Source organism: Variovorax sp. EBFNA2, from assembly GCF_033802765.1.
GTDB lineage: Bacteria > Pseudomonadota > Gammaproteobacteria > Burkholderiales > Burkholderiaceae_C > Variovorax > Variovorax paradoxus_H.
The window spans coordinates 5793423-5818620 of sequence record NZ_CP138496.1; the positions used below are offsets into that span (position 1 = coordinate 5793423).

21 protein-coding genes and 1 riboswitch are annotated in these 25198 nt (G+C 65.5%); of the genes, 5 read left to right on the top strand and 16 right to left on the bottom strand.

What is annotated here, in order from left to right; all coding sequences use genetic code 11:
• Positions 1-2: 2 nt before the first annotated feature.
• From RZE79_RS27235 to RZE79_RS27245, 3 genes are all read right to left on the bottom strand, one after another.
• A complete protein-coding gene (locus RZE79_RS27235; protein WP_319357634.1) occupies positions 3-1625 on the bottom strand; it encodes a carboxyl transferase domain-containing protein in 1623 nt (540 codons plus the stop codon).
• Between the two features lie 82 nt (positions 1626-1707).
• Positions 1708-3390 carry an AMP-binding protein gene (locus RZE79_RS27240; protein ID WP_319357635.1) on the bottom strand — a complete coding sequence of 561 codons (1683 nt, stop codon included), beginning with the start codon at positions 3388-3390 and terminating at the stop codon, positions 1708-1710.
• Between the two features lie 144 nt (positions 3391-3534).
• Positions 3535-4707, bottom strand: coding sequence for an isovaleryl-CoA dehydrogenase (locus RZE79_RS27245; protein WP_099793207.1), 1173 nt, complete (start codon positions 4705-4707; stop codon positions 3535-3537).
• Positions 4708-4847: 140 nt separating this feature from the next.
• Here RZE79_RS27245 and RZE79_RS27250 point away from each other — a divergent pair, with 140 nt between their 5' ends.
• The gene (locus RZE79_RS27250; protein ID WP_319357636.1) at positions 4848-5876 is read left to right on the top strand and encodes an AraC family transcriptional regulator; all 1029 of its coding nucleotides are present in this window, start codon (positions 4848-4850) and stop codon (positions 5874-5876) included.
• Between the two features lie 37 nt (positions 5877-5913).
• Here the strand turns inward: RZE79_RS27250 and RZE79_RS27255 are convergent, their stop codons facing one another.
• The 13 genes from RZE79_RS27255 to RZE79_RS27315 form a co-directional block, all read right to left on the bottom strand.
• Complete coding sequence (locus RZE79_RS27255; protein ID WP_319357637.1) at positions 5914-6240, bottom strand: thioredoxin family protein; 327 nt, start codon at positions 6238-6240, stop codon at positions 5914-5916.
• 95 nt (positions 6241-6335) lie between these two features.
• Positions 6336-7028: an HAD family phosphatase gene (locus RZE79_RS27260; protein ID WP_319357638.1), complete on the bottom strand. Its 693-nt coding sequence runs from the start codon at positions 7026-7028 to the stop codon at positions 6336-6338.
• A gap of 72 nt (positions 7029-7100) precedes the next feature.
• Complete coding sequence (gene thiC / locus RZE79_RS27265) at positions 7101-8984, bottom strand: phosphomethylpyrimidine synthase ThiC (RefSeq protein WP_319357639.1); 1884 nt, start codon at positions 8982-8984, stop codon at positions 7101-7103.
• Between the two features lie 93 nt (positions 8985-9077).
• Positions 9078-9183: riboswitch (TPP riboswitch) on the bottom strand.
• A 35-nt stretch (positions 9184-9218) separates the two neighbouring features.
• On the bottom strand, positions 9219-9653 hold the full coding sequence (locus RZE79_RS27270; RefSeq protein WP_319357640.1) for a YchJ family metal-binding protein: 435 nt from the start codon (positions 9651-9653) through the stop codon (positions 9219-9221).
• A 225-nt stretch (positions 9654-9878) separates the two neighbouring features.
• Complete coding sequence (locus RZE79_RS27275) at positions 9879-12047, bottom strand: phage infection protein (RefSeq protein ID WP_319357641.1); 2169 nt, start codon at positions 12045-12047, stop codon at positions 9879-9881.
• Between the two features lie 104 nt (positions 12048-12151).
• A complete protein-coding gene (locus RZE79_RS27280; RefSeq protein WP_319357642.1) occupies positions 12152-12433 on the bottom strand; it encodes a hypothetical protein in 282 nt (93 codons plus the stop codon).
• 362 nt (positions 12434-12795) lie between these two features.
• Positions 12796-13632 (bottom strand): metallophosphoesterase, encoded by an 837-nt coding sequence (locus tag RZE79_RS27285; RefSeq protein ID WP_319357643.1) that lies wholly within the window; start codon positions 13630-13632, stop codon positions 12796-12798.
• Positions 13633-13636: 4 nt separating this feature from the next.
• A complete protein-coding gene (locus tag RZE79_RS27290; protein WP_153281899.1) occupies positions 13637-14767 on the bottom strand; it encodes an acyl-CoA dehydrogenase family protein in 1131 nt (376 codons plus the stop codon).
• A gap of 40 nt (positions 14768-14807) precedes the next feature.
• On the bottom strand, positions 14808-16055 hold the full coding sequence (locus tag RZE79_RS27295) for a glutamate carboxypeptidase (protein WP_319357644.1): 1248 nt from the start codon (positions 16053-16055) through the stop codon (positions 14808-14810).
• Between the two features lie 91 nt (positions 16056-16146).
• The gene (locus RZE79_RS27300; RefSeq protein ID WP_099793223.1) at positions 16147-17331 is read right to left on the bottom strand and encodes an acetyl-CoA C-acyltransferase; all 1185 of its coding nucleotides are present in this window, start codon (positions 17329-17331) and stop codon (positions 16147-16149) included.
• A gap of 69 nt (positions 17332-17400) precedes the next feature.
• The gene (gene aceK, locus RZE79_RS27305; RefSeq protein WP_319357645.1) at positions 17401-19221 is read right to left on the bottom strand and encodes a bifunctional isocitrate dehydrogenase kinase/phosphatase; all 1821 of its coding nucleotides are present in this window, start codon (positions 19219-19221) and stop codon (positions 17401-17403) included.
• 35 nt (positions 19222-19256) lie between these two features.
• A complete protein-coding gene (gene can, locus RZE79_RS27310) occupies positions 19257-20000 on the bottom strand; it encodes a carbonate dehydratase (RefSeq protein ID WP_319357646.1) in 744 nt (247 codons plus the stop codon).
• A 12-nt stretch (positions 20001-20012) separates the two neighbouring features.
• A complete protein-coding gene (locus tag RZE79_RS27315; RefSeq protein ID WP_319357647.1) occupies positions 20013-20456 on the bottom strand; it encodes a MerR family DNA-binding transcriptional regulator in 444 nt (147 codons plus the stop codon).
• Positions 20457-20550: 94 nt separating this feature from the next.
• Here RZE79_RS27315 and RZE79_RS27320 point away from each other — a divergent pair, with 94 nt between their 5' ends.
• The 4 genes from RZE79_RS27320 (at position 20551) to RZE79_RS27335 (ending at position 24722) form a co-directional block, all read left to right on the top strand.
• A complete protein-coding gene (locus tag RZE79_RS27320; RefSeq protein ID WP_319357648.1) occupies positions 20551-21624 on the top strand; it encodes an MBL fold metallo-hydrolase in 1074 nt (357 codons plus the stop codon).
• A gap of 9 nt (positions 21625-21633) precedes the next feature.
• On the top strand, positions 21634-22950 hold the full coding sequence (locus tag RZE79_RS27325) for a leucine-rich repeat-containing protein kinase family protein (protein ID WP_319357649.1): 1317 nt from the start codon (positions 21634-21636) through the stop codon (positions 22948-22950).
• Positions 22947-23864: a pseudouridine synthase gene (locus RZE79_RS27330; RefSeq protein ID WP_319357650.1), complete on the top strand. Its 918-nt coding sequence runs from the start codon at positions 22947-22949 to the stop codon at positions 23862-23864. The genes RZE79_RS27325 and RZE79_RS27330 overlap by 4 nt, the downstream gene beginning before the upstream one ends.
• Positions 23865-23951: 87 nt before the next feature.
• Positions 23952-24722, top strand: coding sequence for an SDR family oxidoreductase (locus RZE79_RS27335; protein ID WP_153281891.1), 771 nt, complete (start codon positions 23952-23954; stop codon positions 24720-24722).
• Positions 24723-25198: the final 476 nt, after the last annotated feature.

Here is a 25198-nt window from a genome sequence, read left to right on the forward strand (position 1 = left end):
CGTCACATGCGGAAGATGCCGAACTTCGGCTCGGGGATCGGCGCGTTGCGCGATGCCGCCAGGCCCAGTGCCAGCACGCGGCGCGTGTCGGCCGGATCGATGATGCCGTCGTCCCACAGGCGCGCGGTGGCGTAGTAGGGGTGGCCCTGGTCTTCGTACTGCTGGCGGATCGGGGCCTTGAAGGCCTCTTCTTCGTCGGCGCTCCAGCTGCCGCCCTTCAGTTCGATGCCGTCGCGCTTCACCGTGGCCAGCACGCTCGCGGCCTGCTCGCCGCCCATCACGCTGATGCGCGCGTTGGGCCACATCCAGAGGAAGCGCGGGCTGTACGCGCGGCCGCACATGCCGTAGTTGCCCGCACCGAAGCTGCCACCGATGATGATCGTGAACTTGGGCACGTTGGCCGTGGCCACGGCCGTCACCATCTTGGCGCCGTGGCGCGCGATGCCTTCGTTCTCGTACTTGCGGCCCACCATGAAGCCGGTGATGTTCTGCAGGAACACCAGCGGGATCTTGCGCTGGCAGCACAGCTCGATGAAGTGCGCGCCCTTCTGCGCCGACTCGCTGAACAGGATGCCGTTGTTGGCGATGATGCCGACCGGCATGCCCTCGATCTCGGCAAAGCCGCAGACCAGCGTGGCGCCGAAGCGCGCCTTGAACTCGTGGAACTCGCTGCCGTCGACGATGCGCGCAATGATCTCGCGCACATCGAAGGGCTTGCGCGTGTCGGTGGGGATCACGCCATACAGCTCTTCGCGCGGGAACTCGGGCGCGCGCACCGCGGCGCCGTCGGGCTTCTCCGCCGACTTCGCATTCAGGTTCGCGACTGCCGAGCGCGCCAGCGCCAACGCGTGCAGGTCGTTCTGCGCCAGGTGATCGACCACGCCCGACAGGCGCGTGTGCACGTCGCCGCCGCCCAGGTCTTCGGCCGACACGACCTCGCCGGTGGCCGCCTTCACGAGCGGCGGGCCGCCCAGGAAGATGGTGCCCTGGTTCTTCACGATGATCGATTCGTCGCTCATCGCCGGCACGTACGCGCCGCCGGCCGTGCACGAGCCCATGACCACCGCGATCTGCGGGATGCCCTGCGCGCTCATGTTGGCCTGGTTGTAGAAGATGCGGCCGAAGTGGTCGCGGTCCGGAAACACCTCGTCCTGGTTCGGCAGGTTGGCACCGCCCGAGTCCACGAGGTAGATGCAGGGCAGGCGGTTCTGCTCGGCGATCTCCTGCGCGCGCAGGTGCTTCTTGACCGTCAGCGGGTAGTAGGTGCCGCCCTTCACGGTGGCGTCGTTGCACACGATCATGCAGTCGACACCGTTCACGCGGCCGATGCCGGTGATGATGCCGGCGCCCGGTGCCGACTCGGCGCCCTTGCCGTCGAGGTACATCGCATGCGCGGCCAGCGGCGCGATTTCGAGAAAAGGCGTGCCCGGGTCGAGCAGCTCGGCCACGCGGTCGCGCGGCAGCAGCTTGCCGCGCGCCGTGTGCTTGGCGCGCGCGGCCTCGCCGCCGCCCTGCTCCACTTTGGCGAACTGCTTTTGCAGATCGTCGACCAGCGCGCGCATGGCCGCGGCATTCGCTTGGAAGTCCGCCGAGCGGGCGTTGAGTTTGGTTTCGAGTTTGGTCATTGAGCCCTCTTGTTCGGCACTGTCGTGTCCTCACTTCCCCCCAAGGGGGAGCGAGCTAGCTTGAAGCGGTTCTGCGCCGCGCTCATGCTGTCTTTTCTTGCGTGAGACCGAGTTGCTCGGTCATGGCATCGCGGATCTTGAATTTCTGGATCTTGCCGGTCACCGTCATCGGGAACTCGGTGACGAACTGGATGTACTTCGGCACCTTGTAGTGCGCGATCTGACCCTTGCAGAAGTCGCGGATCTCGGTGTCGGTGGCGCTCTGGCCGGGCTTGACGATGATCCAGGCGCAGAGTTCTTCGCCGTACTTCCTGTCGGGCAGGCCGACCACCTGCACGTCCTGCACCTTCGGATGGCGGTACAAGAATTCTTCGATCTCGCGCGGGTAGATGTTCTCGCCGCCGCGGATCACGAGGTCCTTGATGCGCCCGACGATGTTCACGTAGCCCTCGGCGTCCATCGTGGCGAGGTCGCCGGTGTGCATCCAGCGCTCGGCGTCGATGGCTTCGCGCGTGCGGGGTTCGTCTTCCCAGTAGCCGTGCATCACCGAGTAGCCGCGCGTGCACAGCTCGCCCGACTTTCCGATGGGCATGACCGCGCCGGTCTCGGGGTCGATGATCTTCACCTCGAGGTGCGGCTGCACCGTGCCGACGGTCGACACGCGCTTGTCCAGCGGCGTGTCGGTGCTGCTCTGGCAGCTCACGGGGCTGGTTTCGGTCATGCCGTAGGCGATGGTGATCTCGTTCAGGTGCATCTGGTCGACCACGCGCTTCATCACCTCGGTCGGGCACGGCGAGCCGGCCATGATGCCGGTGCGCAAGGTCGACAGATCGAACTCCTTGAAGCGCGGATGGTCCAGCTCGGCAATGAACATCGTGGGCACGCCGTGCAGGCCCGTGCATTTTTCGGCCTGCACCGTTTCGAGCACCGTGAGCGGATCGAAGCCGTCGTTCGGGTACACGATGGCCGAGCCGTGCGTGAGGCAGGCCAGGTTGCCCAGCACCATGCCGAAGCAGTGGTACAGCGGCACCGGAATGCACAAGCGGTCGTCCGGCGTGAGCTTCATGCACTCGCCGATGAAGAAGCCGTTGTTCAGGATGTTGCGGTGCGTGAGCGTTGCGCCCTTGGGGAAGCCTGTGGTGCCGCTGGTGAACTGGATGTTGATCGGGTCGGTGGCCTTCAGCGTCTTCTGCGTGGCGGCCACGCGCGCATCGGCCGCATCGCCGCTGGCCAGCAGCTCGCTGAAGCGGCGCATGCCGGGCTGCTCGTCGCCCTGGCCGGGCTTTGCGTCGATCCAGAAGGTGTGCAGCAGCTGCGGCAGCTTCGCCGGGCCCAGCTCGCGCAGCATGCCCAGATAGTCGCTGGTCTTGAACTGCGCCATCGTCACCAGCGCCTTGCAGCCGACCTTGTTGAGCGCGTACTCGAGCTCCGAGGTGCGGTAGGCGGGGTTGATGTTCACGAGGACCAGGCCGACCTTGGCGGTGGCGATCTGCATCAGCACCCAGGGCACGTTGTTGTGCGACCAGATGCCTACGCGGTCGCCGGGCACGAGCCCCAGGTTCAGCAGCGCGCTCGCGAGGCGGTTCGATGCGGTCTGCAGCGCGCGGTAGGTGAAGCGCTGGCCTTCGTGGCGGCTGACGAGGGCTTCGCGCTCGGGCTGCCTGGCGACCATGTCGTCGAAGAAGTCGCCGATGGGGTGTTCGATGAGGGGGACGTTGGTGGCGCCCTTGCCGTAGCTCTCGGTCAACGCAGCAGTCATGCTCATGTTCCTTGTCTCCTTGACTTGCTCCTTCCCCTTCCGGGGGAAGGCTGGGATGGGGGCGAGCGGCGTTTGCTAGGCGCTGTGCTTCATCGGACGCCGCTTGCCCCCACCCCTGCCCTCCCCCAGCGGGGGAGGGAGAAAAACAGCTCAGGCCGTTTCGCTGAACAGCTCGCGCCCGATCAGCATGCGGCGCACTTCGCTCGTGCCCGCGCCGATCTCGTACAGCTTGGCGTCGCGCCACAGCCGCTCCACCGGGAAGTCCTTGGTGTAGCCCACGCCGCCCAGCGTCTGGACCGCCTCGCCGGCCATCCAGGTCGCCTTCTCGGCCGAGTACAGGATGGCACCGGCCGCGTCCTTGCGGAAGGTGCGCGCGTGGTCGTTGCGGTCGCAGGCCTTGCCCACGGCGTACACGTAGGCGCGGGTGGCCTGCCAGGTCGAGTACATGTCGGCGATCTTGCCCTGCATCAGCTGGAACTCGCCGATGCTCTGGCCGAACTGCTGGCGCTCGTGGATGTAGGGAATCACGGCGTCCATGCAGGCGGCCATGATGCCCAGCGGGCCGCCCGAGAGCACGGCGCGCTCGTAGTCGAGGCCGCTCATCAGCACCTTGGCGCCCATGCCTTCGCCGCCCAGCACGTTCTCTTCGGGCACTTCGCAGTTGTCGAAGAACAGCGGGTAGGTGTTGGAGCCGCGCATGCCGAGCTTGTCGAGCTTGGTGCCGGCAGAGAAGCCCTTGAAGTTCTTTTCGACGATGAAGGCGGTCATGCCGCGCGCGCCCATTTCGGGTTCGGTCTTGGCGTAGATGACCAGCGTGTCGGCGTCGCCGCCGTTGGTGATCCACATCTTGCCGCCGTTGAGCACGTAATAGCCGTCCTTCTTCTCGGCCTTGAGCTTCATGCTCACCACGTCGGAGCCGGCGTTGGGCTCGCTCATGGCCAGCGCGCCGACATGCTCGCCGCTCACCAGCTTGGGCAGGTATTTTTTCTTCTGCGCGTCGCTGCCGTTGCGGTGGATCTGGTTCACGCACAGGTTGGAGTGCGCGCCGTACGACAGGCCCACCGAGGCCGAGGCGCGCGAGACTTCTTCCATGGCCACGATGTGGGCCAGGTAGCCCAGCTCGGTGCCGCCGAATTCTTCCTTCACCGTCATGCCGTGCAGGCCCAGCTCGCCGAGCTTTTGCCAGAGGTCGTGCGGGAACAGGTTGTCGCGGTCGATCTCGGCGGCGCGGGGCGCGATTTCGTGGGCGGCGAAGTCCTGGATCGCGCTGCGCAGCGCGTCGATGTCGTCGCCCAGGTCGAAGTTGAGGCCGAAATCGTGCATGAGTCTTGTCTCCTCTGAAGGGGTCGGCGCGCAGGGCTGCCCGCGCGGAATGGCGCTTGAAAAGTCGCAGCTTACGCCTCGTCGCGCCGCAATTGGCGCCACAATGGTTGCAAATTGCGCCACGACCGATGCACTCAACCTTGTCGTCTCCCGCCTTCCTGCGACCCGCCCGCGCCGTCACGCCGATGGCCTTCGTGCGAGCCATCGTGCAAGGGTATGCCCGCTACGGCAAGGACCCGGCGCAGGCCCTGCAGGCGGCACAGATCGCGCCGCGTGAACTGAGCCGCCCCGGCGCGCGGGTGACGGCCGCGCAGTTCGAGGCGCTGTCGGGCCACGCGATGCAGGAGCTGGACGACGAGGCCCTGGGCTGGTTCTCGCGCCGCCTGCCCTGGGGCAGCTACGGCATGCTGTGCCGCGCCTCGCTGACCTCGCCCGACCTGGGCGTGGCCATCAAGCGCTGGTGCCGCCACCACCGCCTGCTGACCGAAGACATCACGCTCGCGCTGGAGGTGACCGGCGGCGTGGCCACGCTGCGCATCACCGAGAACCGCCCGCTCGATGCGGCGTTCCGCGAGTTCTGCCTGGTGACCAGCCTGCGCTTCATGCACGGCTACGTGTGCTGGGCGATCGACTCGCGCATCTCGCTGCGCCAGGCCACCTTTCCTTTTGCGGCGCCGCCGCACCACGACGCCTACCCGCTGATGTTCACGCCCGACGTGCACTTTGACGCGCCGCAGGCCAGCATCAGCTTCGACGAGCGCTACCTCGCGCTGCCGCTGCTGCGCGACGAGCGCGCGCTGCGCACCATGCTCAAGCGCGCCCTGCCGCTCACGGTGCTGCAGTACCGCCGCGACCGCCTGCTGGGCCAGCGCGTGCGCGAACTGCTGCGCGCGCGCGCCGGCGAGGCGACCACGGCGGAAGCGCTGGCGGGGCTGCTGAACGTGTCGGGGCGCACGCTGCACCGGCAGCTGCACGAAGAAGGCACCTCGCTGCAGGTGCTGAAGAACGAGGTGCGGCACGAGCTGGCGGTGGAGCAACTGCGCCGGACCACGCGGCCGATCAAGCAGGTGGCGCTGGCGGTCGGGTTTCGCAACGAGAAGAGTTTTTCGCGCGCGTTCCTGCAGTGGACGGGGCATGCGCCGCGGGACTTTCGGCAGCTGGGGTTGTAGCGACCCCGTTCAGTGCGCGTGCCCTGAGAGCCGGAACTCAGGCCGGCGAATCGATCAGCGCCAGCGCATCGGCGATCGACTGGCTGTCTTCCGGACGCACCAGCTTCGCGACCTGTTGCCCGTCGCGCATGAACACCAGCGTGGGCCACAGCCGCACGTTGAACGAACGCCCCAGCGGGCGGCCGCTGCCGTCTTCCACCTTGATGCGGCGCACATTCGGAAACTTGGCAAAAGCCTCGGCGATGTTCGGCTGCGCGGCCTTGCAGATGCCGCACCAGTTGGTACCGAACTCCACCACGGCCGGGCCCTGGAGCGCGTCGATTTCGCTGCGGTCGGGTTGCTCGGTCTGGTATTCGGAGGTCATGGGCGAAGTCCTTGCGAAACGTGAGAAAGAGGGAGCGCGTGTGCGCGAGAGACGCGCGACCACACGCTGACGACAAACGTCATTGCATCAGAAACTCAGGCCGCCTGCAGGCCGTAGCTGGCCAGCAATGCGGGCAGCTCGGTCATGTCGCTGAACACGGCCACGGCACCCGCGCCGCGCAACGCGCCCGGGCCGCTGTGGCCCGACTCGCCCGTGCTGTAGCCGAACACCGTGGCACCCGCGGCCACGCCGGCGGTGGCGCCGGTGACCGTGTCTTCGACCACCGCGCAGCGCGTCGGGTCGACACCGAGCGCTTCCGCCGCGGCCAGGTACACATCGGGATACGGTTTGGAGCGCGGCATCTCGTGGCCGCTGAAGATGCGGCCTTCGAAGCAGTCGAGCAGGCCGACCTTGGCCAGTTGCAGCTCGACCTTGTGACGGTCGGCGCCCGAGGCGCAGGCGATGCGGCCCTTGAGCCGCGTGTGAATTTCGCGGATGGCCGCAGGCGCGTGGGGAATGGCGACGAGGTCGCGGTCGAGCGCCTCGTTGCGGCGGGCGCGGAAGCCGCGCAGCCAGTCGTCGGTGATCCTGAAGCCGGTCTTCGCCTCGATGAGCGCCGTTTCGTCTTTCACGGCCTTGCCGGTGAAGATGTCCATCGACTCCGTCGGCGTCAGGTGCCAGCCGAGTTCGCCGAGCATTTCGGCGAGCACGCGGTTGGTGATGGGCTCGGAATCGACGAGCACGCCGTCGCAATCGAAGAGAACGGCGGAAAAGGGGAAAGGGGTCATTGCGAGGCAGGAGTTCAGGGGTCTGGCCCCATGGTAGCAACGGCCCCTTTCCGCACGGGGAGACTCAAGCTATCAAGCGACGGGTCGGATCGGGATGTAGATCTCGCCGCCTCCGGCCATGAATTCTTTCGACTTCTCTTCCATGCCCTCGGCCACGGCCTCGCGCTCCGCCACGCCCTTCTTGGCGGCGTACTCGCGCACTTCCTGCGTGATCTTCATCGAGCAGAACTTGGGGCCGCACATCGAGCAGAAGTGCGCCACCTTGCTCGAGTCTTTGGGCAGTGTCTCGTCGTGGAATTCGCGCGCCGTGTCGGGGTCCAGGCCCAGGTTGAACTGGTCTTGCCAGCGGAACTCGAAGCGTGCCTTGCTCAGCGCGTCGTCGCGCGAGCGCGCACCCGGGTGGCCCTTGGCCACGTCGGCGGCGTGCGCGGCGATCTTGTAGGCAATGATCCCCTGCTTCACGTCGTCGCGGTCGGGCAGGCCCAGGTGCTCCTTGGGCGTCACGTAGCAGAGCATCGCGGTGCCGGCCCAGCCGATCATGGCGGCGCCGATGGCGCTGGAGATGTGGTCGTAGCCCGGCGCGATGTCGATGGTCAGCGGGCCGAGCGTGTAGAACGGCGCCTCGTGGCAGTGCTTGATCTGCTCGTCCATGTTGGCCTGGATCATGTGCATCGGCACGTGGCCCGGGCCTTCGATCATGGTCTGCACGTCGTGCTTCCAGGCGATCTGCGTGAGCTCGCCCAGCGTGCGCAGCTCGGCAAACTGCGCCTCGTCGTTCGCATCGGCGCCCGAGCCGGGGCGCAGGCCGTCGCCGAGCGAGAAGCTCACGTCGTAGGCCTTCATGATGTCGCAGATGTCCTCGAAGTGCGTGTAGAGGAAGCTCTCCTTGTGGTGCGCAATGCACCACTTGGCCATGATCGAGCCGCCGCGCGACACGATGCCCGTCATGCGGTCGGCCGTGAGGTGAATGAACGGCAGGCGCAGGCCCGCGTGGATGGTGAAGTAGTCGACGCCCTGCTCCGCCTGCTCGATGAGCGTGTCGCGGTAGATTTCCCAGGTGAGGTCTTCGGCCACGCCGCCCACCTTTTCGAGCGCCTGGTAGATCGGCACCGTGCCGATGGGCACCGGCGAATTGCGCACGATCCAGTCGCGCGTGGTGTGGATGTTCTTGCCGGTCGACAGGTCCATCACGTTGTCGGCGCCCCAGCGAATCGCCCACACCAGCTTTTCGACCTCTTCCTCGATGCTCGAGGTGACGGCCGAGTTGCCGATGTTGGCGTTGATCTTCACCTTGAAGTTGCGCCCGATGGCCATCGGCTCGACCTCGGGGTGGTTGATGTTCGCGGGAATGATCGCGCGGCCACGGGCCACTTCGTCGCGCACGAACTCGGGCGTGATGATGCGCGGGATGCTCGCGCCCATCGGGTTGCCCGCCACGCGCTTGGCGCGCTCTTCGTTGGCCAGGTACTCGGCCATCCACTCGCGCTTGCCGTTCTCGCGCAGGGCCACGTATTCCATTTCGGGCGTGACGATGCCGCGGCGCGCGTAATGCATTTGGGTGACGTTGGCGCCCGACTTGGCGCGACGCGGCGTGCGCTGCAGTGCCGAGGCACCGGCGCGCAGCTCGGCCAGGCGCTGTGCGTCGCGGTCTTCGTTCTTGGCGCCGTCGTCCAGCGCGTGGTGCGTGCGGCCTTCATAACTTTCGGTGTCACCACGCTCGATGACCCAGGCGCTGCGCACGTCGGGCAGGCCGCGGCGCACGTCGATCTCGACCTTCGGGTCGGTGTAGGGGCCCGAGGTGTCGTACAGGGAAACGGTTTCGCCGTTGGTCAGCGCCACGTCGCGCACGGGCACGAACAGGTCGGGCCGGCTGCCCGGAATGACGCACTTGTGCGACGCAGGAAAGGGTTCGCGCGTCAGCGACAGCAGCGAGGTGAATTTATCGGGGGCATTCATCGGGAGGCACTCCTTGTTGAGGGAAAGGGTGCTCCGCAATCGCTCAGTGGACCTCGGGAGGCCCGCCACCAGAAAAGGGAGTGACGGACCGAAGTCAGGGAGTGCAGCTCTTCTTACGCCGGTATGACCCGGATCAAGTTCGCGGGTCGGCAGCTTTGCCATCTCAGCACACCACATGTGTGCACCCCGGAGCGGGGCCGATTGTGCGGGCCGAAGCCCGGTGCCGTCAACCCGTCAGGCCGGCGGCGGCTGGTGCAGGTCGCCGTCGACGTAATACCAACGCTCGTTTTCGCGCACGAAGCGGCTGCGCTCGTGCAGGCGGAACGCCACGCCCGCCGCGCTGCGCTGGCGGGCGACGAACTCGACCTCGGCGTGGTCGGCGTCGAGCACCGAGCGCGAGCGGATGTCCAGCCCCAGCCATTTGACGCCCGGCTCGAACTCGACCGTAGCCGGCCGCTTCGACGCGTGCCAGGTGGCGAGCAGGTAGTCGGCGCGGGCCAGCACGAAGGCCGAGTAACGCGAACGCATCAGCGATTCGGCGTCAGGCGCGGGCGTGTTCTCGAAATCGTCGAGGTAGCGCCCACAGCACAGGGCGTAGCCGATGGGCTTGTCGCGACGGTCGGTGCGGCCGCAGGGGCAGGGGCCGGGAGTGGGGTCGGTGGCGCTCATGAAGGGCTCTATTGGAACACTTGGCGCGGCGGGGGTTGAAGGTGGGGTTTGGGGTGGCTTCGGGGCATGTCCGCCGGGCGTGGGGAGGGGCATCGGCTGGCGTGGGTCTGCCGGAATTGCAGGCACACCCACGCATTGGCGCTCAGAGAAGTTCGGGAGAGAAATTGCTGCGCAGTTCTATACCGGCCATCAGTGCACCCACCCTCAAGTCGTCAATGGCATCAACTAGGCCAGCGCTGCCACCTCGGTGTACAGCTGCCGAAGGTGCTGATCCGACATGTCGAGGATGGGTTCGTACATGAAGGAGTTCAAGTGAATGTTCTCAGGCGTCATCAACATCACTTTTCGCAAGACCCGAATACTGGCGGCATCGCCACCAAATAGCTCACGGTAGCGCGACAGCAAGACAGGCGTTTGGTTCGCGCTAATAGCAGCCAACCACGCTGCGTCGTTGATCTTGTCCGCCATGAACTTCTCCGCTCGCAATCTGGTGGCCATGGCAAGCACCACTTTGTTCTCGAAGTTGATGCCATCGGGCGCTTGCAAACACGCCAGCGCCTCTGCGTTGATCAAGTCAAGAAGAAGATCAGCTCCGTTGGCCGACTGTCCATTCGGGGCGAAAAGTCGCCCATAAACTCCGTCCAAATCCGCCACCGTGATCTGGATAGAGTCCGCCTTCCAGTGCAAGAGTGACGTGAGCTTTACGTAGTCAACATCCGACTCGTCTTTCGTGTACTCGATCAGGTTACGCATGAACGGAATACAGCAAATCTTCATTCGCTGATCAACGTAGAAGCGCGGCTTCCAAACATTCACAAAGACATTTTTTACTCCGACTGCTCCTTGCAGCGCCACGCCCTGGGCGGTTTTCGAAACCATAAAGCAGTTGCTTCGATGAACAAGTTTCCGACTTTCTATGGTTCTGAAAAAATCGAAATTGTGAGTGAGGATTAGCTGTTTGAAGCGAGGGTCTTCAGCAAGGTCGGAGAGGTACTGAACAATGGCGTACTTGTTCTTGTAATCGAACGAATCGGCGATATCGTCCACAACAACCAAGGTTTCCTCGCCGCTCTGGCGGCGCACTTCGATGTCGAAGAGCATGTTTAGCACGTAGAACGCCTTCTTCTCCCCCGTACTGAGGGTTTGAAGGAGAGCATCTCGGTCGACCTGAAGCTCGTCGCCTCCATCTCTGAAGATGAATCCAAGCCGTGGCACGGCCTCCACACCGAGCATGACCTGAACCTTGTTTGCAACCTCAAGCCTGAATGGAACCACGAAGCGGTCGTTGAAGATGTCAATGACCGTTTGCCAAAGAGTCTCTTCCTGAGCCGCCTGCTCCTGAATCTCCGTGGTACGGGCAGCCGCTAGCTGGATCTTCTCGAGCAGTGAGGTGTACGAGTCATAGTTGGCCTTGATATACGACTTCCAGAGCTTCTCTTTGAATGACGCAAAGTCGGCTAGCTCAGGCAACAGTCCTTCGTGGTCCTGTAGATATGCCTCGAATTCCCGCAGCGTCACGTTCTTCTGGATCTGCTTCTCTAGCGCCTCGAACCTTTTTCTGAGGTCAGCGTCACCCGTGATCTTTTCTTTTTCCTTCTTGATCAGTTCTTCAAGCTGCGCTTCCGAAGTTATCTCGACCTTCTCGTCCCCGTTCAGGCTAACAGTGTGCTTCGCCTCGAAGAACCCGTTGTCTTTCAGCTGCTTCGCGACATTGGCGGCGTTGTAGTAGTTGAAGGCTCCCTTCTTGAAGTATTGGGAAGCCGCGAGCAGTTCGTTGTACTTCTTGACGTAGTCGTCGATCGCTGTTCGGAAGTCCCCCGTCGCAAGGAACGCTTGCACCTTCTCATCCATCACGATGTCATAGGGGATGTCTGCGAATGGAGCGCCCTGCTGCAACGCGAGCTCGTCCTTGATTCGATTTAGTGCAGTGTCGAGCTGATTTCCAGACGCCGTAAAAGTTGAAGATATCTCGCGATCCACTTCTCGCTTCGTTTTCGCCTGTGTCTTTACGGCTTTGAGGAATGCTCCCCTAGCCGTGTTGATCTCCGCGTGCAGGGCTTCGTACTCTTGACGCAGCGCAAGATTCACTAGCAGCGTCGCGGTCTCCCCCGTCTTCTGGCCCACTTCCTCATAGGGACGAAGAACCAACACGTTCCCCGCTGCGATATCTGCGCCCGTTTCGTCTTTTATTTCGCGACGATTGACTCGATCTCGAAAAATCCGATCCTTCGAGGGAGTGCCGTCGGCGATATCTTGAAAGGTGTTGGCCAACGAGCTCTTCATTGCGCCGTTAGGAGCGTAAATGGCAACTGTGGGCCACTTGGAGTAGTCCAGTACGGTTTCAAGCTTGCGGATGCCGTAGCAATGCTCTAGCGTCAAACTAAGTTTTTTCATCGTCGATTCCCCTCCTATGGGCTTTGCAGCTTAGACGATGACGGAAAAAAGACTTGGCCTCATCGCCGCAGGGCTCCACGCACCGCAAGCCCTGCGTCGCTCTGCTACTCGGTTAACCCCTCGCACTGCGCTTCAATCCGAGCATGCAGAAGCCCCAGCGAGACCGCAAGAAACCGCTGCAGCGAACTGCGCTGGCATGCATCGAAAAGCGGCGCAGGGTCCGCATCGGAAGTAGCGGTGTCGCGTCGATCCTCATCCCATTCGAGCAACTGAACCAACGTCTGAGCGCCCTGCACCACGTCGCGCGCCTCGTTGAGAAAGGCTGCACGGCTTTGCAGTGAAGGAGCAAGCCGTTCACCTTGCACCCATTCAAAGGGTTTGAACAAGGCAGTGGATCGTTGAGACGCGCAAGGGCAACCGGCGTCGGTACCCGCATCTGAAGCAGTGGCCATAGGCCTCCAAGGATGTCGATTTGCAACAACCGACGCACCCGACGCCAATCGGGGGCGGCAGCTCGAACGGGTTGGCGTACCGGGACATCCTTGCGGAAACCGGCAGGGCGCGAGCCCTCCCATTCGAGCCGCCTAAAAAAGAAGCGCGAATGAAAAAGCCGCAGACCTTGTGCGGTAACTGCGGCTTTCGTCGCAGGATGTCAGCGGGACGCCAATCCCGACCTCGCTCATCACGAGGCAAAAGCAATGTACGCGCTCTCTCAGACGCCCGTCAAGCTTCAGCGACTGACACGCCCCTATCGAAACATCACCCACTCAGGCCGCATGTTGAACCGCACCGGCAGGATGCTCACGCCAAGCCCGCTGGTCACGTACATCCGCTTGTTGTCCTTGTGCGCGATCCAGCCGTAGGCCCACTCGCGCGGCGCGCGCCCGGGCACCACGATTGCGCCGTAGCCCGGCACGCTGATCTGCCCGCCGTGCGTATGCGCCGCCACCACGAGCCCCTGCGTGCGCGGCATGCCGGCGAAGCTGAAGGGGTCGTGCATCATGACCAGCGTGGCGGCGCCGGGTGGCACGCGGGCCAGGGCCTTGTCGGGCTGCGAATGGCCAGTGGAGTCGTCGCCGATGCCGACCACCCAGAGGTCGTGTCCGGGCAGGCGCACCGAGGCGTTCTCCAGCACGCGGATGCCCTGCGCGGACAGGGCCTTGGCGGTGCGTTCGCCGTCGTGCCACCAGTCGTGGTTGCCGAGCACCGCGTACACGCCCTGCGGCGCCTTCAGGCGGCCGAGCACGGCGGCCATGGCTTCGATGGAAAGGTCTTCGTCGTCGCCGGAGCCGGCTAGAAAGTCGCCGGGCAGCAGGATCACGTCGGGCTGCGCCGCGTTGATCTGGTCGGCGATGGCCGCGGCGCGGTCGGCGCTGGTCACGCGCCACAGCGAGCGCGTGCTGAGGTGCCAGTCGCTGGCCACGGCGACCTTCAGGCCGGCGGGCGGTTGCCACTGCGCCGAGCCCAAGGGCTCGATGCGGGCGGCCACCCAGCGCGGCTCGATGACGAAGCTCCAGGCGGCCAGCGCCGCGAGCACGAGTGCCGCGGCGATCGAGCCCCAGGGTCGGCCGCGGCGCCGGCTCACGTGATCACGCGAGCGCGCGTTGAATCAGCAGCTTCTGGATGTCCGACGTGCCTTCGTAGATCTGGCACACGCGCACGTCGCGGTAGATGCGCTCGAGCGGAAAGTCGTTCACGTAGCCGTAGCCGCCCAGGGTCTGGATGGCGGCGCTGCACACGCGCTCGGCCATCTCGCTGGCGAAGAGCTTGGCCATGGCGGCTTCTTTCAGGCAAGGCCGGCCGGCGTCGCGCAGGCTGGCGGCGTGCCAGATGAGCTGGCGCGCGGCTTCGATCTGCGTGGCGCAGTCGGCGAGGCGAAAGCCCACGGCCTGCTGGTCGAAGATGGCGCCGCCGAAGGCCTGGCGTTCCTTGGCGTAGGCCACGGCCACGTCGAAGGCGCTGCGGGCCATGCCCACGCTCTGCGCGGCGATGCCGATGCGCCCGCCTTCGAGTGCGCCGAGCGCGATCTTGTAGCCCTCGCCTTCGGCGCCGATGAGGTTCTCGGCCGGGATGCGGCAGCTGTCGAAGTTGATCTGCGCGGTGTCGCTGCTGTGCTGGCCGAGCTTGTCTTCGACGCGCGCAACGTTGTAGCCGGGCGCGTCGGTGGGCACGATGAACGCGCTCATGCCGCGCTTGCCGGCGCCCTTGTCGGTGACGGCGATGACGATGGCTACCTGGCCGTTCTTGCCGCTGGTGATGAACTGCTTGACGCCGTCGATCACGTAACCGTCGCCGTCCTTGCGCGCGGTGGTGCGCAGGCTCGAGGCATCGCTGCCGGCCTGCGGTTCGGTGAGGCAGAAGGCGCCGAGCATCTGACCCTGGGCCAGCGGCTCGAGCCACTTCTTCTTCTGCTGCGCGTTGCCGTAGCGCATGAGGATGGCGTTGACGGGGCAGTTGGTCACGCTGATGGCGGTGCTGGTGCCGCCGTCGCCGGCCGCGATTTCTTCGAGCACGAGCGCGAGCGTGAGGTAGTCGAGGCCCGCACCGCCGTGCTCTTCGGGCACGCAGATGCCGTAGGCGCCCAGCGCGGCCAGGCCCTGGTGCACTTCCTTCGGAAAGCTGTGGTCGCGGTCCCATTGGGGGGCGTGGGGCCAGATCTCGGCCTGCGAAAAATCGCGCACGGCGTCGCGGATGGCTTCCTGGTCTGCGCTGAGCAGCATGGCGTTGTCTCCAGTTCTTTCTTGTCGGTGGGTGCGCGGCTTACTTGCCGGCGCCCAGGTCCATGATCAAGCGCGCGGCCATGTACAGGCGGCGCGGAATGGCGCTGATGTCGACGTACTCGGCCTTGTCGCTGTGGTAGCCGAAGCCGGGCAGGCCCAGGCTTTCGATCACGGGCTTGCCCGAGAGCGCCGCGTAGGCTGCATCGGTGCCGCCGCCGGTGCGCTCTTCGACGCCCACGCTGCCGCCGGCTTCCTTGTAGAAGACCACGGCCTTGTCGACGAGCTTCTTGCCGCCCTCGCCCGCATTGAAGGCCGGACGGCCGCGCGTGATGAGCACCTTGACGTCGGCCTCGGGCAGTTTTTTCTGCTGCGCCTTTTCTTCGAGCGTCTTCATGGCGGCGTCGAAGTCTTCGTTGCGTGCGTAGCGCACGTCGGCGTTCAGCGTGGCACTGGCCGGGATGATGTTCGACACGTTGCCGGCCTTGGCGATGGTCCAGTTGAAGCGCAGGTTCTTCGACTTGTCGTCGATGCTCATGGTGCGCAGCACGAGGTCGGATGCCTCGACCAATGCGTTCACGCCCAGCTCGGGGGCGGCGCCCGCGTGCGAGGCCTTGCCGGTGATGTTGACCTGCACGTAGGCGATGCCCGAGGTGCCGAGCGACATCTTTTCGTCGCCGGCGCTGGTGGGCTCGAACGAGAGCACGTAGTCGGCCTGCTTGGCTTCTTCCTGGATCAGGTCGCGCGAACCGAAGGAGCCTTTTTCTTCGTCGGTGTTGAACAGCACGGTGATGGTGCCGTAGTCGCGCACGCCGTAGTCTTTGAGCAGCTTGAGCGTGTGCAGGATGACGGCGTTGCCGCCCTTGTCGTCGGCGATGCCGGGGCCGTAGGCCTTGTCGCCTTCGACACGGAACGGCGCCTTGGCGAGCGTGCCCTTGGTGTACACGGTGTCCATGTGCGACATGAGCAGCAGGTTCTTGCCGCCGCGACCCTTGAGCTTGCCGACGATGTTGTCGCCGACCACGAGGCCGGCCGACTTGCTGCGCGTGACGGTGAAGCCGAGGTTCTTCAGCTCGCCCTCGAGGTACGCGCCGGCGGCGGCCATGCCTTCGGCGTCACCGGTGCCGGTCTCGATGTTGACGAGCTTCTCGAGCGTCTTGATCACCGCCGGCTGCTCGTCGGTGGCGGCCTGGAACAGCACGTTGTCGCGCTTCTGGGCCCAGGCGCCACCTACCACGAAGGCGGTAGCGAGCACGGCGGCAACGGCGGTACGGTGAAGGGATGGGCGCATGAAATCTCCTGCTCTACGCATGGTTTTGTTTGAAGTGTCCGGGGTGGAAACTGGCCGGCGCCCTCTCCCCGGGCGCCGGCGGCTCCTGGCGTTATAGCAATTCGAGCGCGACCGCGGTGCCTTCGCCGCCGCCGATGCACAGCGTGGCGACGCCGCGCTTCTTGCCGCGCGCCTTCAGCGCGTGCAGCAGCGTGACCATGATGCGCGCGCCGCTGGCGCCGATGGGGTGGCCCAGCGCGCAGGCGCCGCCGTTCACGTTGACGATGTCGTGCGACACGTCGAGCTCGTGCATGAGGGCCATGGGCACGACGGCGAAGGCTTCGTTCACCTCCCACAGGTCGACGTCCTTCACGGTCCAGCCGGTCTTGGCGAACAGCTTCTGCACGGCGCCGACCGGCGCGGTGGCAAACCACTCGGGCTGCTGTGCGTGCGTGGCGTGGCCGACGATGCGCGCCAGCGGCTTGGCACCGATCTTCTTCGCGTGCGACTCGGTCATCATGACCAGCGCGGCGGCGCCGTCGTTGATCGACGAGCTCGATGCGGCGGTGATGGTGCCGTTTTCTTTCTTGAACGCGGGCTTGAGCGTGGGGATCTTGTCGAGCTTGACCTTGCCCGGGCCTTCGTCGATGGAGATGACGGTGTCGCCGCCGCGGCCCTTCACGGTGACGGGCGTGATCTCGTCCTTGAAGGCGCCGGATTCGGTGGCGGCCTTGGCGCGCTGCACGCTGGCGATGGCGAAGGCGTCTTGCTGCTCGCGCGTGAAGTTGTACTTGGCGGCGCAGTCTTCGCCGAAGGTGCCCATGGAGCGGCCCGGCTGGTAGGCGTCTTCGAGGCCGTCGAGCATCATGTGGTCATAGATCTTGTCGTGGCCCATGCGGTAGCCGCCGCGGCCCTTGAGCATGAGGTAGGGCGCGTTGGTCATGCTTTCCATGCCGCCTGCCACGATGACGTCGTGCGTGCCGGCCAGCAGCAGGTCGTGCGCGAGCATCGCGGCCTTCATGGCCGAGCCGCACATCTTGCTGAGCGTGACGGCGCCCGCGCTGTCGGGCAGGCCGCCCTTGTAGGCCGCCTGGCGCGCCGGGGCCTGGCCCTGGCCGGCCATGAGGCAGTTGCCGAACAGCACTTCACCCACGCTCTCGGGCGCGATGCCGGCGCGCTCGACAGCCGCCTTGATGGCCGCGCCGCCCAGGTCGTGCGCGGAGAGGGACGAAAAGTCGCCCTGGAAGCCGCCCATGGGGGTGCGTGCGGCGCCGACGATGACGATGGATTCGGACATGGAGGTCTCCTTCAGGAATGTGAAAGTGAAGTCAAAAACAAAACGAAAACGGAATCGGGAAACGGGCGGTCAGAAATGCGTCGCGTGGCCTTCATGCTGGAAGCGTTGCGACTCTTCGTACGGGAACACATCGAGCATCTGGCCGGCCTGGATGCGTTCCTTGTGGTGCTGCCAGAAGGCGGCGTCGAGCAGGTCGGCGTGGTGCGCCATGAAGGCGGCGCGCACGTCGCTGTTGCCGAGCAGAAAGGGCTCGAAGGTTTCGGGGAACACGTCTTTCGGGCCCACCGAGTACCAGACCTCGCCGCTCATCTCGTCTTCTTCGTTGCGCGGCGTGGGCACCTTGCGGAACTTGCAGTCGGTGACGTATTCGATTTCGTCGTAGTCGTAGAACACGACCTTGCCGCCGCGCGTGACGCCGAAGTTCTTCCACAGCATGTCGCCGGGAAAGATGTTGGCGGCGACCATGTCCTTGATGGCGTTGCCGTACTCGATGACTGCGTGCTCCAGCTGGTCTTTCGCGCGCTTGGCATGGGCCGGGCTCTCGGGATGGGCCAGCGTGTCGAAGGCTTCCTGCAGGTAGATGTTCAGCGGGATCATGCGGCGCTCGATGTAGACGTGCTTGAGCACGACTTCCATCTCCCCGTTGCCGTCGCGGTCGCCGATTTCCAGCTGGCTGGGCGCGAACTTGCGGATCTCTTCGATGAGCTCGGGCTCGAAGCGGTCGAGCGGAAAACCCACGTTGCTGTATTCGAGCGTGTCGGCCATGCGGCCCACGCGGTCGTGCTGTTTCACGAGCATGTACTTGCCCTTGATCTGCTCGCGCGTGGTGTCTTTCTGCGGCGGGTAGAAGTCTTTGATGACCTTGAACACGAAGGGAAACGACGGCAGGTCGAACACCAGCATGACCATGCCCTTGATGCCGGGCGCGATGCGGAAGCGGTCGCTCGAGTAGTTCAGGTGCGACAAAAAGTCGCGGTAGAACAGCGTCTTGCCCTGCTTGGCCAGGCCGAGCGCGTTGTAGATTTCGGCGCGCGGCTTGCGCGGCATGAGCGAGCGCAGAAACTGCACCCAGGCCGAAGGCACTTCCATGTCGACCATGAAGTAGGCGCGCGCAAAGCTGAACAGCATCTGCAGGTCGTCTTCGCCGAACAGCGCCGCATCGATGTAGAACTTGCCGCGGGTGTCGTGCAGGAGGGGCAGCGAAAACGGAATCTCGGTGAAGCCGTTCATGATCTTGCCGACCACGTACGCGCCCTTGTTCCGATAGAACAGCCCTGACAGCACCTGCAGCTGGAAGTTGGCGCGCAGCTTGACCTGGTGAAAGCGGTTCAGGATGACGTGCGCCACGCGCTCGGCGTCTCGCCGCTTGTTGGCGTAGCTGCCCTGCAGCGCGAAGTCGTCGAGCATCTGCTCGATGATGTCGGGCAGCGTGGCCTGCGACGGGTAGTAGGGCCGGTAGGTCGGTGCGCCGCGCGGCTCGATGTACTCGGTGCTGATGGCCGGGCGCACGAAGATGAAGTCGTTCTGAAAGTACGCGCGGTGCAGGATCTTCGTGGTGACCGAGTTGAAGAAACTCTCGGCCAGCTCGGGCTGGTGGTGGTTCACCAGCAAGCCGATGAAGTGCAGCTTGACCTGGTGCCAGACTTCCATGGGCTGGTCGCCGGCCTTGAACTCTTTTTCGAGCCGGGCCACGGCCTCGTTCACGCGCAGGTCGTAGAACTCGATGCGCTCGCGCTGCGCGCGCTGCTGGCCGTGCCAGTCGGCCGTTTCAAAACGGTGCTTGGCGCGCGCCGATTCGGCGCGGAACAGCCGGTAGTGCCGGTTGAACCCGTCGATCATCGCCTTCGCGATGTCGTAGGCCAGCGGCGAATCGAGGCGCTGCGGGAACATGGCAACGGTACCGGCGATGGCAGCGACGGGTTCGCTCAGGCGGCTGGCGGGGTCTCTGCGCGCTCCACGCCTTCGGTGCCGTCGGCACCCGCTTGCGCCGACGGCGAGGCGCCTGCGGGCTTGCTCCACTTGTAGCGGATGCGCTGCACGGCGGCCTTGTAGATGGCGTCGAGCGGCTTGTCGCCGTCGGCACTCAGGCCGAGGTCTTGCAGCAGGCCGTCGTGCACGCCGAAGGTCCAGCCGTGGATGCGCACCTTCTGGCCGCGCGCCCAGGCGTCGACCATGACGGTGCTGACGGCCACGTTGACCACCTGCTCGGCCACGTTGAGTTCGCACAGCGCATCGACGCGCACGTCTTCGGGCAGGCTGTCGAGCATCACGCTGTGGCGGTCGCGCACGTCCTGGATGTGACGGATCCAGTTGTCGGCCAGGCCGATGCGCTTGCCGCTGAGCGCAGCCTTCACGCCGGCGCAGCCGTAGTGGCCGACCACCATGATGTGCTCGACCTTCAGGTGCTCGACCGCGAACTGGATCGCCGAGAGCGCGTTGAGGTCGGAATGCACCACGATGTTGGCCACGTTGCGGTGCACGAACACTTCACCCGGCTCCAGGCCGGTGATCTGGTTGGCGGGCACGCGGCTGTCGGAGCAGCCGATCCACATGTAGCGCGGCGTCTGCTGCTTGACGAGGCCGGTGAAGAAGCCGGGCCGGTCGCGTTCCATCTGGGCGGACCAGGCGCGGTTGTGGGCAAAGAGGTCGTCGAGGTTGTCGGAGGGCATGGTGGTCTATTGTCAGTGAGTCGTTGTGTCGGACGGGCATTCGCCGCCGGGGGCGTCCTTGGTGGCCTTGACGGCCTTCTGCGCCTTGACCAGCGTGGCGCGGCCCTTTTTCTCGTGCTCGCGCACTTCGGCGAGGTTGGCCTGCAGTTCGGCCAGCTGCGCCTCGAGTTGCGCGCGGTGGGCGCCGAGCACGCCCAGAAACTTCTCCAGCTGCGGCACGGTGTCGCGCGGGCTGTCGTACATGTCCAGGATGTCTTTCGCCTCGACCAGCGTCAGGCCCAGGCGCTTGGCGCGCAGCGTGAGCGTGAGCCGCGCCCGGTCGCGCGCGCTGTACACGCGCTGCAGGCCGGCCCGCTCCGGCGACAGCAGGCCCATGTCTTCATAGAAGCGGATGGCGCGCGTCGTGAGGTCGAACTCCTTGGCGAGCTGGCTGATGGTGAAGGTCTGCGCGGGCATGGGCGGCAAGGGTTGCGGGGGCGACAGCAGGTTGGTGGCGCATTCTTTACAATGAAGCCTCAACCCATGACGTTTACGTAAACGTCAATCATACATGAACCTCCTCGAACGCGAACTCCACTACCCCCTGGGCGACACCCTGCCCGCCGCCGGCGAAGCGATGGAAGTGGCGCCCGGCGTGCGCTGGATCCGCATGCGGCTGCCCTTTGCGCTGGACCACATCAACCTCTGGCTGCTGCGCGACACGATCGACGGCGTCGAAGGCTGGACCGTGGTCGACTGCTGCATCGCGCACGACGAGGCCCGCGCCCAGTGGGAACAGATCTTCGAGACCCAGCTGCAGGGCTTGCCGATCCTGCGCGTGTTCGTCACCCACATGCACCCCGACCACATCGGCCTGGCCGACTGGCTGTGCAAGCGCTGGAACGTGCCGCTGTGGATCAGCGCCACCGACTACCACGTGGCGCGCGTGCTGTGCAGCGCCGGCGACACGCTCGCGGGCGGCGATGCGGCGGCCGACTTCTTCGTCTCGCACGGACTGAGCAACCCCGAGTCGGTCGCCAAGATCCGCGCACGCAGCAGCTACTACACGAACATGGTGCCCGCCGTACCCGACCGCTACGTGCGCATGATGGACGGCGACATCGTCACCATCGGCGGGCGCGAGTGGCGCTGCATCAGCGGCTACGGCCACGCGCCCGAGCACATCGCGCTGTACTGCGCCGAGCCCAGGCTGCTGCTGGGCGGCGACATGATGCTGCCGCGCATCTCGACCAACGTGAGCGTGCACGCGGGCGAGCCCGAGGCCAATTCGCTGCGCCTGTTCCTGGACAGCATCGACAAGTTCAAGGCCCTGCCCGCCGACACGCTGGGCCTGCCCTCGCACGGCAAGCCCTTCACCGGCATCCACCGCCGCGTCGACCAGCTGCAGGAGCACCACCGCGACCGTCTGGCCGAGCTGCTCGAAGCCTGCCTCGCGCGCCCGATCACGGCGTCGGAGGGCCTGCCGATCCTGTTCAAGCGCGAGCTCGACCTGCACCAGATCACCTTCGCCATGGGCGAGACCGTGGCCCACCTGCACCTGCTGTGGTTCTCGGGGCAGGTGAAGCGCACGCTCGATGCCGACGGCGTCTACCGCTTCGGCGCCGGGGCCGCTTCGGCTGGGTAGACTTCCCGCATGGACACGCTGGCTGAGCTGTGCGCCGGCCGGCTGGCTGGCGCACGACGACTGGACCTCTCGTGCGGACTCACCGAGTTCCCGCGCGAGATTTTTGCGCTCGCCGACACCCTCGAAACGCTGAACCTCACGGGCAATGCGCTCACCGCACTGCCCGACGACCTCGGCCGGCTGCACCGACTGCGCGTGCTGTTCTGCTCCGACAACCGCTTCACCGAACTGCCGGCGTCCCTCGGCCAGTGCCGCCAGCTCGACATCGTGGGCTTCAAAGCCAACCGCATCGCCCACGTGCCCGCCGAGGCGCTGCCGCCCTCGCTGCGCTGGCTGATCCTGACCGACAACGCCATCGAAGAACTGCCCGACACGCTAGGCGACTGCACGCGCATGCAGAAGCTGATGCTGGCCGGCAACCGCCTGCGCGCGCTGCCGGCGTCGGTGGCCCGCTGCCAGCAGATCGAGCTGCTGCGCCTGTCGGCCAACCGCTTCGAGGTGTTGCCTGAGTGGCTGCACACGTTGCCGCGCCTGGCGTGGCTGGCCTGCGCGGGCAACCCGTTCGATGCGCCGACCGAAGACGCGGCCATCGACGCGCCCACCGTGCCGCACGTCGACTGGCGCGACCTCACGCTCGGCCCGAAGCTCGGTGAAGGCGCCTCGGGCGTGATCCACCGCGCCACGCTGGCCACACCGGACGACGCTGCCTTGCCCGTTGCAGTGAAGCTGTTCAAGGGCGCCGTCACCAGCGACGGCTGGCCGCACAGCGAGATGGCGGCCTGCATCGCGGCCGGCGCGCACCCGACATTGATCGCCGCGCAAGGCCGCATCGACGGCCACCCCGACGGCACCGAAGGCCTGGTGATGGCGCTGGTGCCGCCGTCGTTCATCACCCTGGCCGGGCCGCCGAGCCTGGCTTCGTGCACCCGCGACGTCTATGCCGACGATGCGCGCTGGTCCGCCGGCACCGCGCTGCGCATCGCGCGCGACATCGCCGCGGCCATGGCGCACCTGCATGCGCGCGGCGTGCTGCATGGCGACCTGTACGCCCACAACATCCTCTGGCACGCGCAGGACGGCGGGCGGCTCGGCGACTTCGGCGCGGCCTGGATGACGGGCGCGCTCGACCCCGCGCACGCGAAAGCGCTGCAAGGCGTGGAGATGCGCGCCTTCGGTTGCCTGCTCGAAGAGCTGGCCGAGCGCTGCGACGATGCGGCTTCTTCTTCGCCCTTGACCACGCTCGCGGCGCGCTGCCTGCAACCCGAAGTGGCGGCACGGCCGTCGTTCGCCGAAGTGCTGTCAGAGCTGGACGCCGCTGCACCATGACGCGCCCCCGCTTCGTCGTCCCCATGCCCACGCGCGACGGCGTGAGCCCGAGTTGTGTCTCGCTGCCGTACGGCCCCTGGTCCACCATCGCCGACTTTCTCGCCGAGCGTTTTCCCGCCATCTCGCGCGAGGCCTGGCTCTCGCGCATTGAAGCGAACGACGTCTGCGACGAGCACGGCGTGCCCGTCACCGCCACGCGCCGATATGAATCGCCGCTGCGCGTGTACTACTACCGCGCACTCGACGCCGAGACGCCCATCCCTTTTGAAGAACTGGTGCTGCACCAGGACGACGACCTCGTCGTGGTCGACAAGCCGCCCTTCGTGCCCGTCACGCCCACCGGCAAGTACGTGCAGCAGAGCCTGCTGGTGCGCCTGAAGCGCAAGCTCGGCCTGGACGACCTCGTGCCGTTGCATCGCATCGACCGCAACACCTCGGGCCTGGTGCTGTTCTCGGTGCGCCGCGAGACGCGCGGCATCTACCAGGCGATGTTCCCCGAGCGGCGCATCGACAAGCACTACGAGGCCGTCGTGCCGTGGCAGGAGGGCGTGTCGTCGGTGCCCGCCGTGTACCGCAGCCGGCTGGTGGACGACGACCATTTCATGCGGATGCGCGAAGCGCCCGGCGAGCCGAATTCCGAGACCCGCATCGTGCTGCGGGAGGCCCGCGACGGCCATGCATTGCTGGAGCTTTCACCCGTCACCGGCCGCAAGCACCAACTGCGCGTGCATTGCCAGGCGCTGGGCCTGCCGATCGTGAACGACCCGTTCTATCCCACGCTGCAGCCCGCGGGGAACGACGACTTCGACAAGCCGCTGCAGCTGCTGGCCCGGTCGCTGGCCTTCATCGACCCGCTGAGCGGTGCCTTGCGCACCTTCGAGAGCCCTCGCCGGCTGGCGCTGCCTGCCGCCTAGGTGACGCAGCGCGGGCGGATCGCGCACTAAGCTTTCTCCTGACGGGAATTGAACTTCCCTTTTTCACCACTCAGGAGACAACCGCACATGGACACCACCCAACTCTTCTCGCTGAAGGGCCGCAGCGCATTGATCACCGGCGGCTCGCGCGGCATCGGCCGCATGATTGCCGAGGGCTTTCTGGCGCAAGGCGCGCGCGTGTACATCTCGGCGCGCAAGGCTGCGGCTTGTGATCAGACGGCGAAGGAGCTGTCGGCGTTTGGGCATTGCGTGTCGTTGCCTGCCGATGTTTCGACTTTGGAAGGGGCTCAGGCGCTGGTCGATGCTTATGCGAAGCATGAAGGGGCGCTGGATATTCTGGTCAACAACGCTGGGGCTGCCTGGGGGGCGCCTTATGAGGAGTTTCCGGAGAGTGGTTGGGACAAGGTCGTCGACCTGAATTTGAAGACGCCGTTCTTCCTGACGAAGGCGTTGACGCCGATGCTCAAGAAGGCTGCTACGGATCATTTGTCTAAGGTGATCAACATTGCTTCTATTGACGGGATTTCTGTGAATCCTCAAGAGACTTACTCGTATGCGGCTAGCAAGGCGGGGTTGATTCAGCTGACACGGCGGATGGCGCTGAGGCTGGCGCAGGACCGGATCGTGGTGAGTGCGATTGCTCCTGGGGCGTTTGCTTCGGATATGAACAAGGATGCGCGGGATCACGGGGATGAGGTCAAAGGCCGCATTCCCGCTGGCCGCATTGGTACGCCTGAGGACATGGCTGGGGCGGCTATTTTTCTGGCGTCGCGGGCGGGGGACTATGTGATGGGGTCTACGTTGGTGGTGGACGGTGGGGTCACGCACGCTCGTTGATTTTTTGGCGCTCGGGGCTGGTTGAGTTCCGAGGCCGGGTCTCGGCCCGGCGGCCGACCTACTTTTCTTTGCTTCGCCAAAGAAACGTAGGCAAAAGAAAGGCGACCCTGCTGTCTGCGTCCCTGCGCTTCGCTTCGGGCAACCTGCGGTGCTCGCGTTTCACGGGGTCTCGCCCAAACTCGCTTCGCTCAAACAAGGGCGAGCCCTGATCCGCGAAACGCTGCGCTCCTCGGCGCATACAGAAGGGGTTGGGGGACCGACACGCCATCGCTGCGCTCGGCGCCTGAACACCTCACGAGCCTTCGCTTCGCTCGGCTTGCATTGCTCCCTCTCCCCTTGGGGAGAGGGAGCAAGTTCCCCGCCGAGCGAAGCGAAGGCCCGATCCCAAGCCGAGCGAAGCAAAGGCCCGTCCGGTGTCCAAATCCCCTCTGGCTGCGCCGAGGAGCGCAGCGTTTCGCGGATCAGGGCTCGCAGCT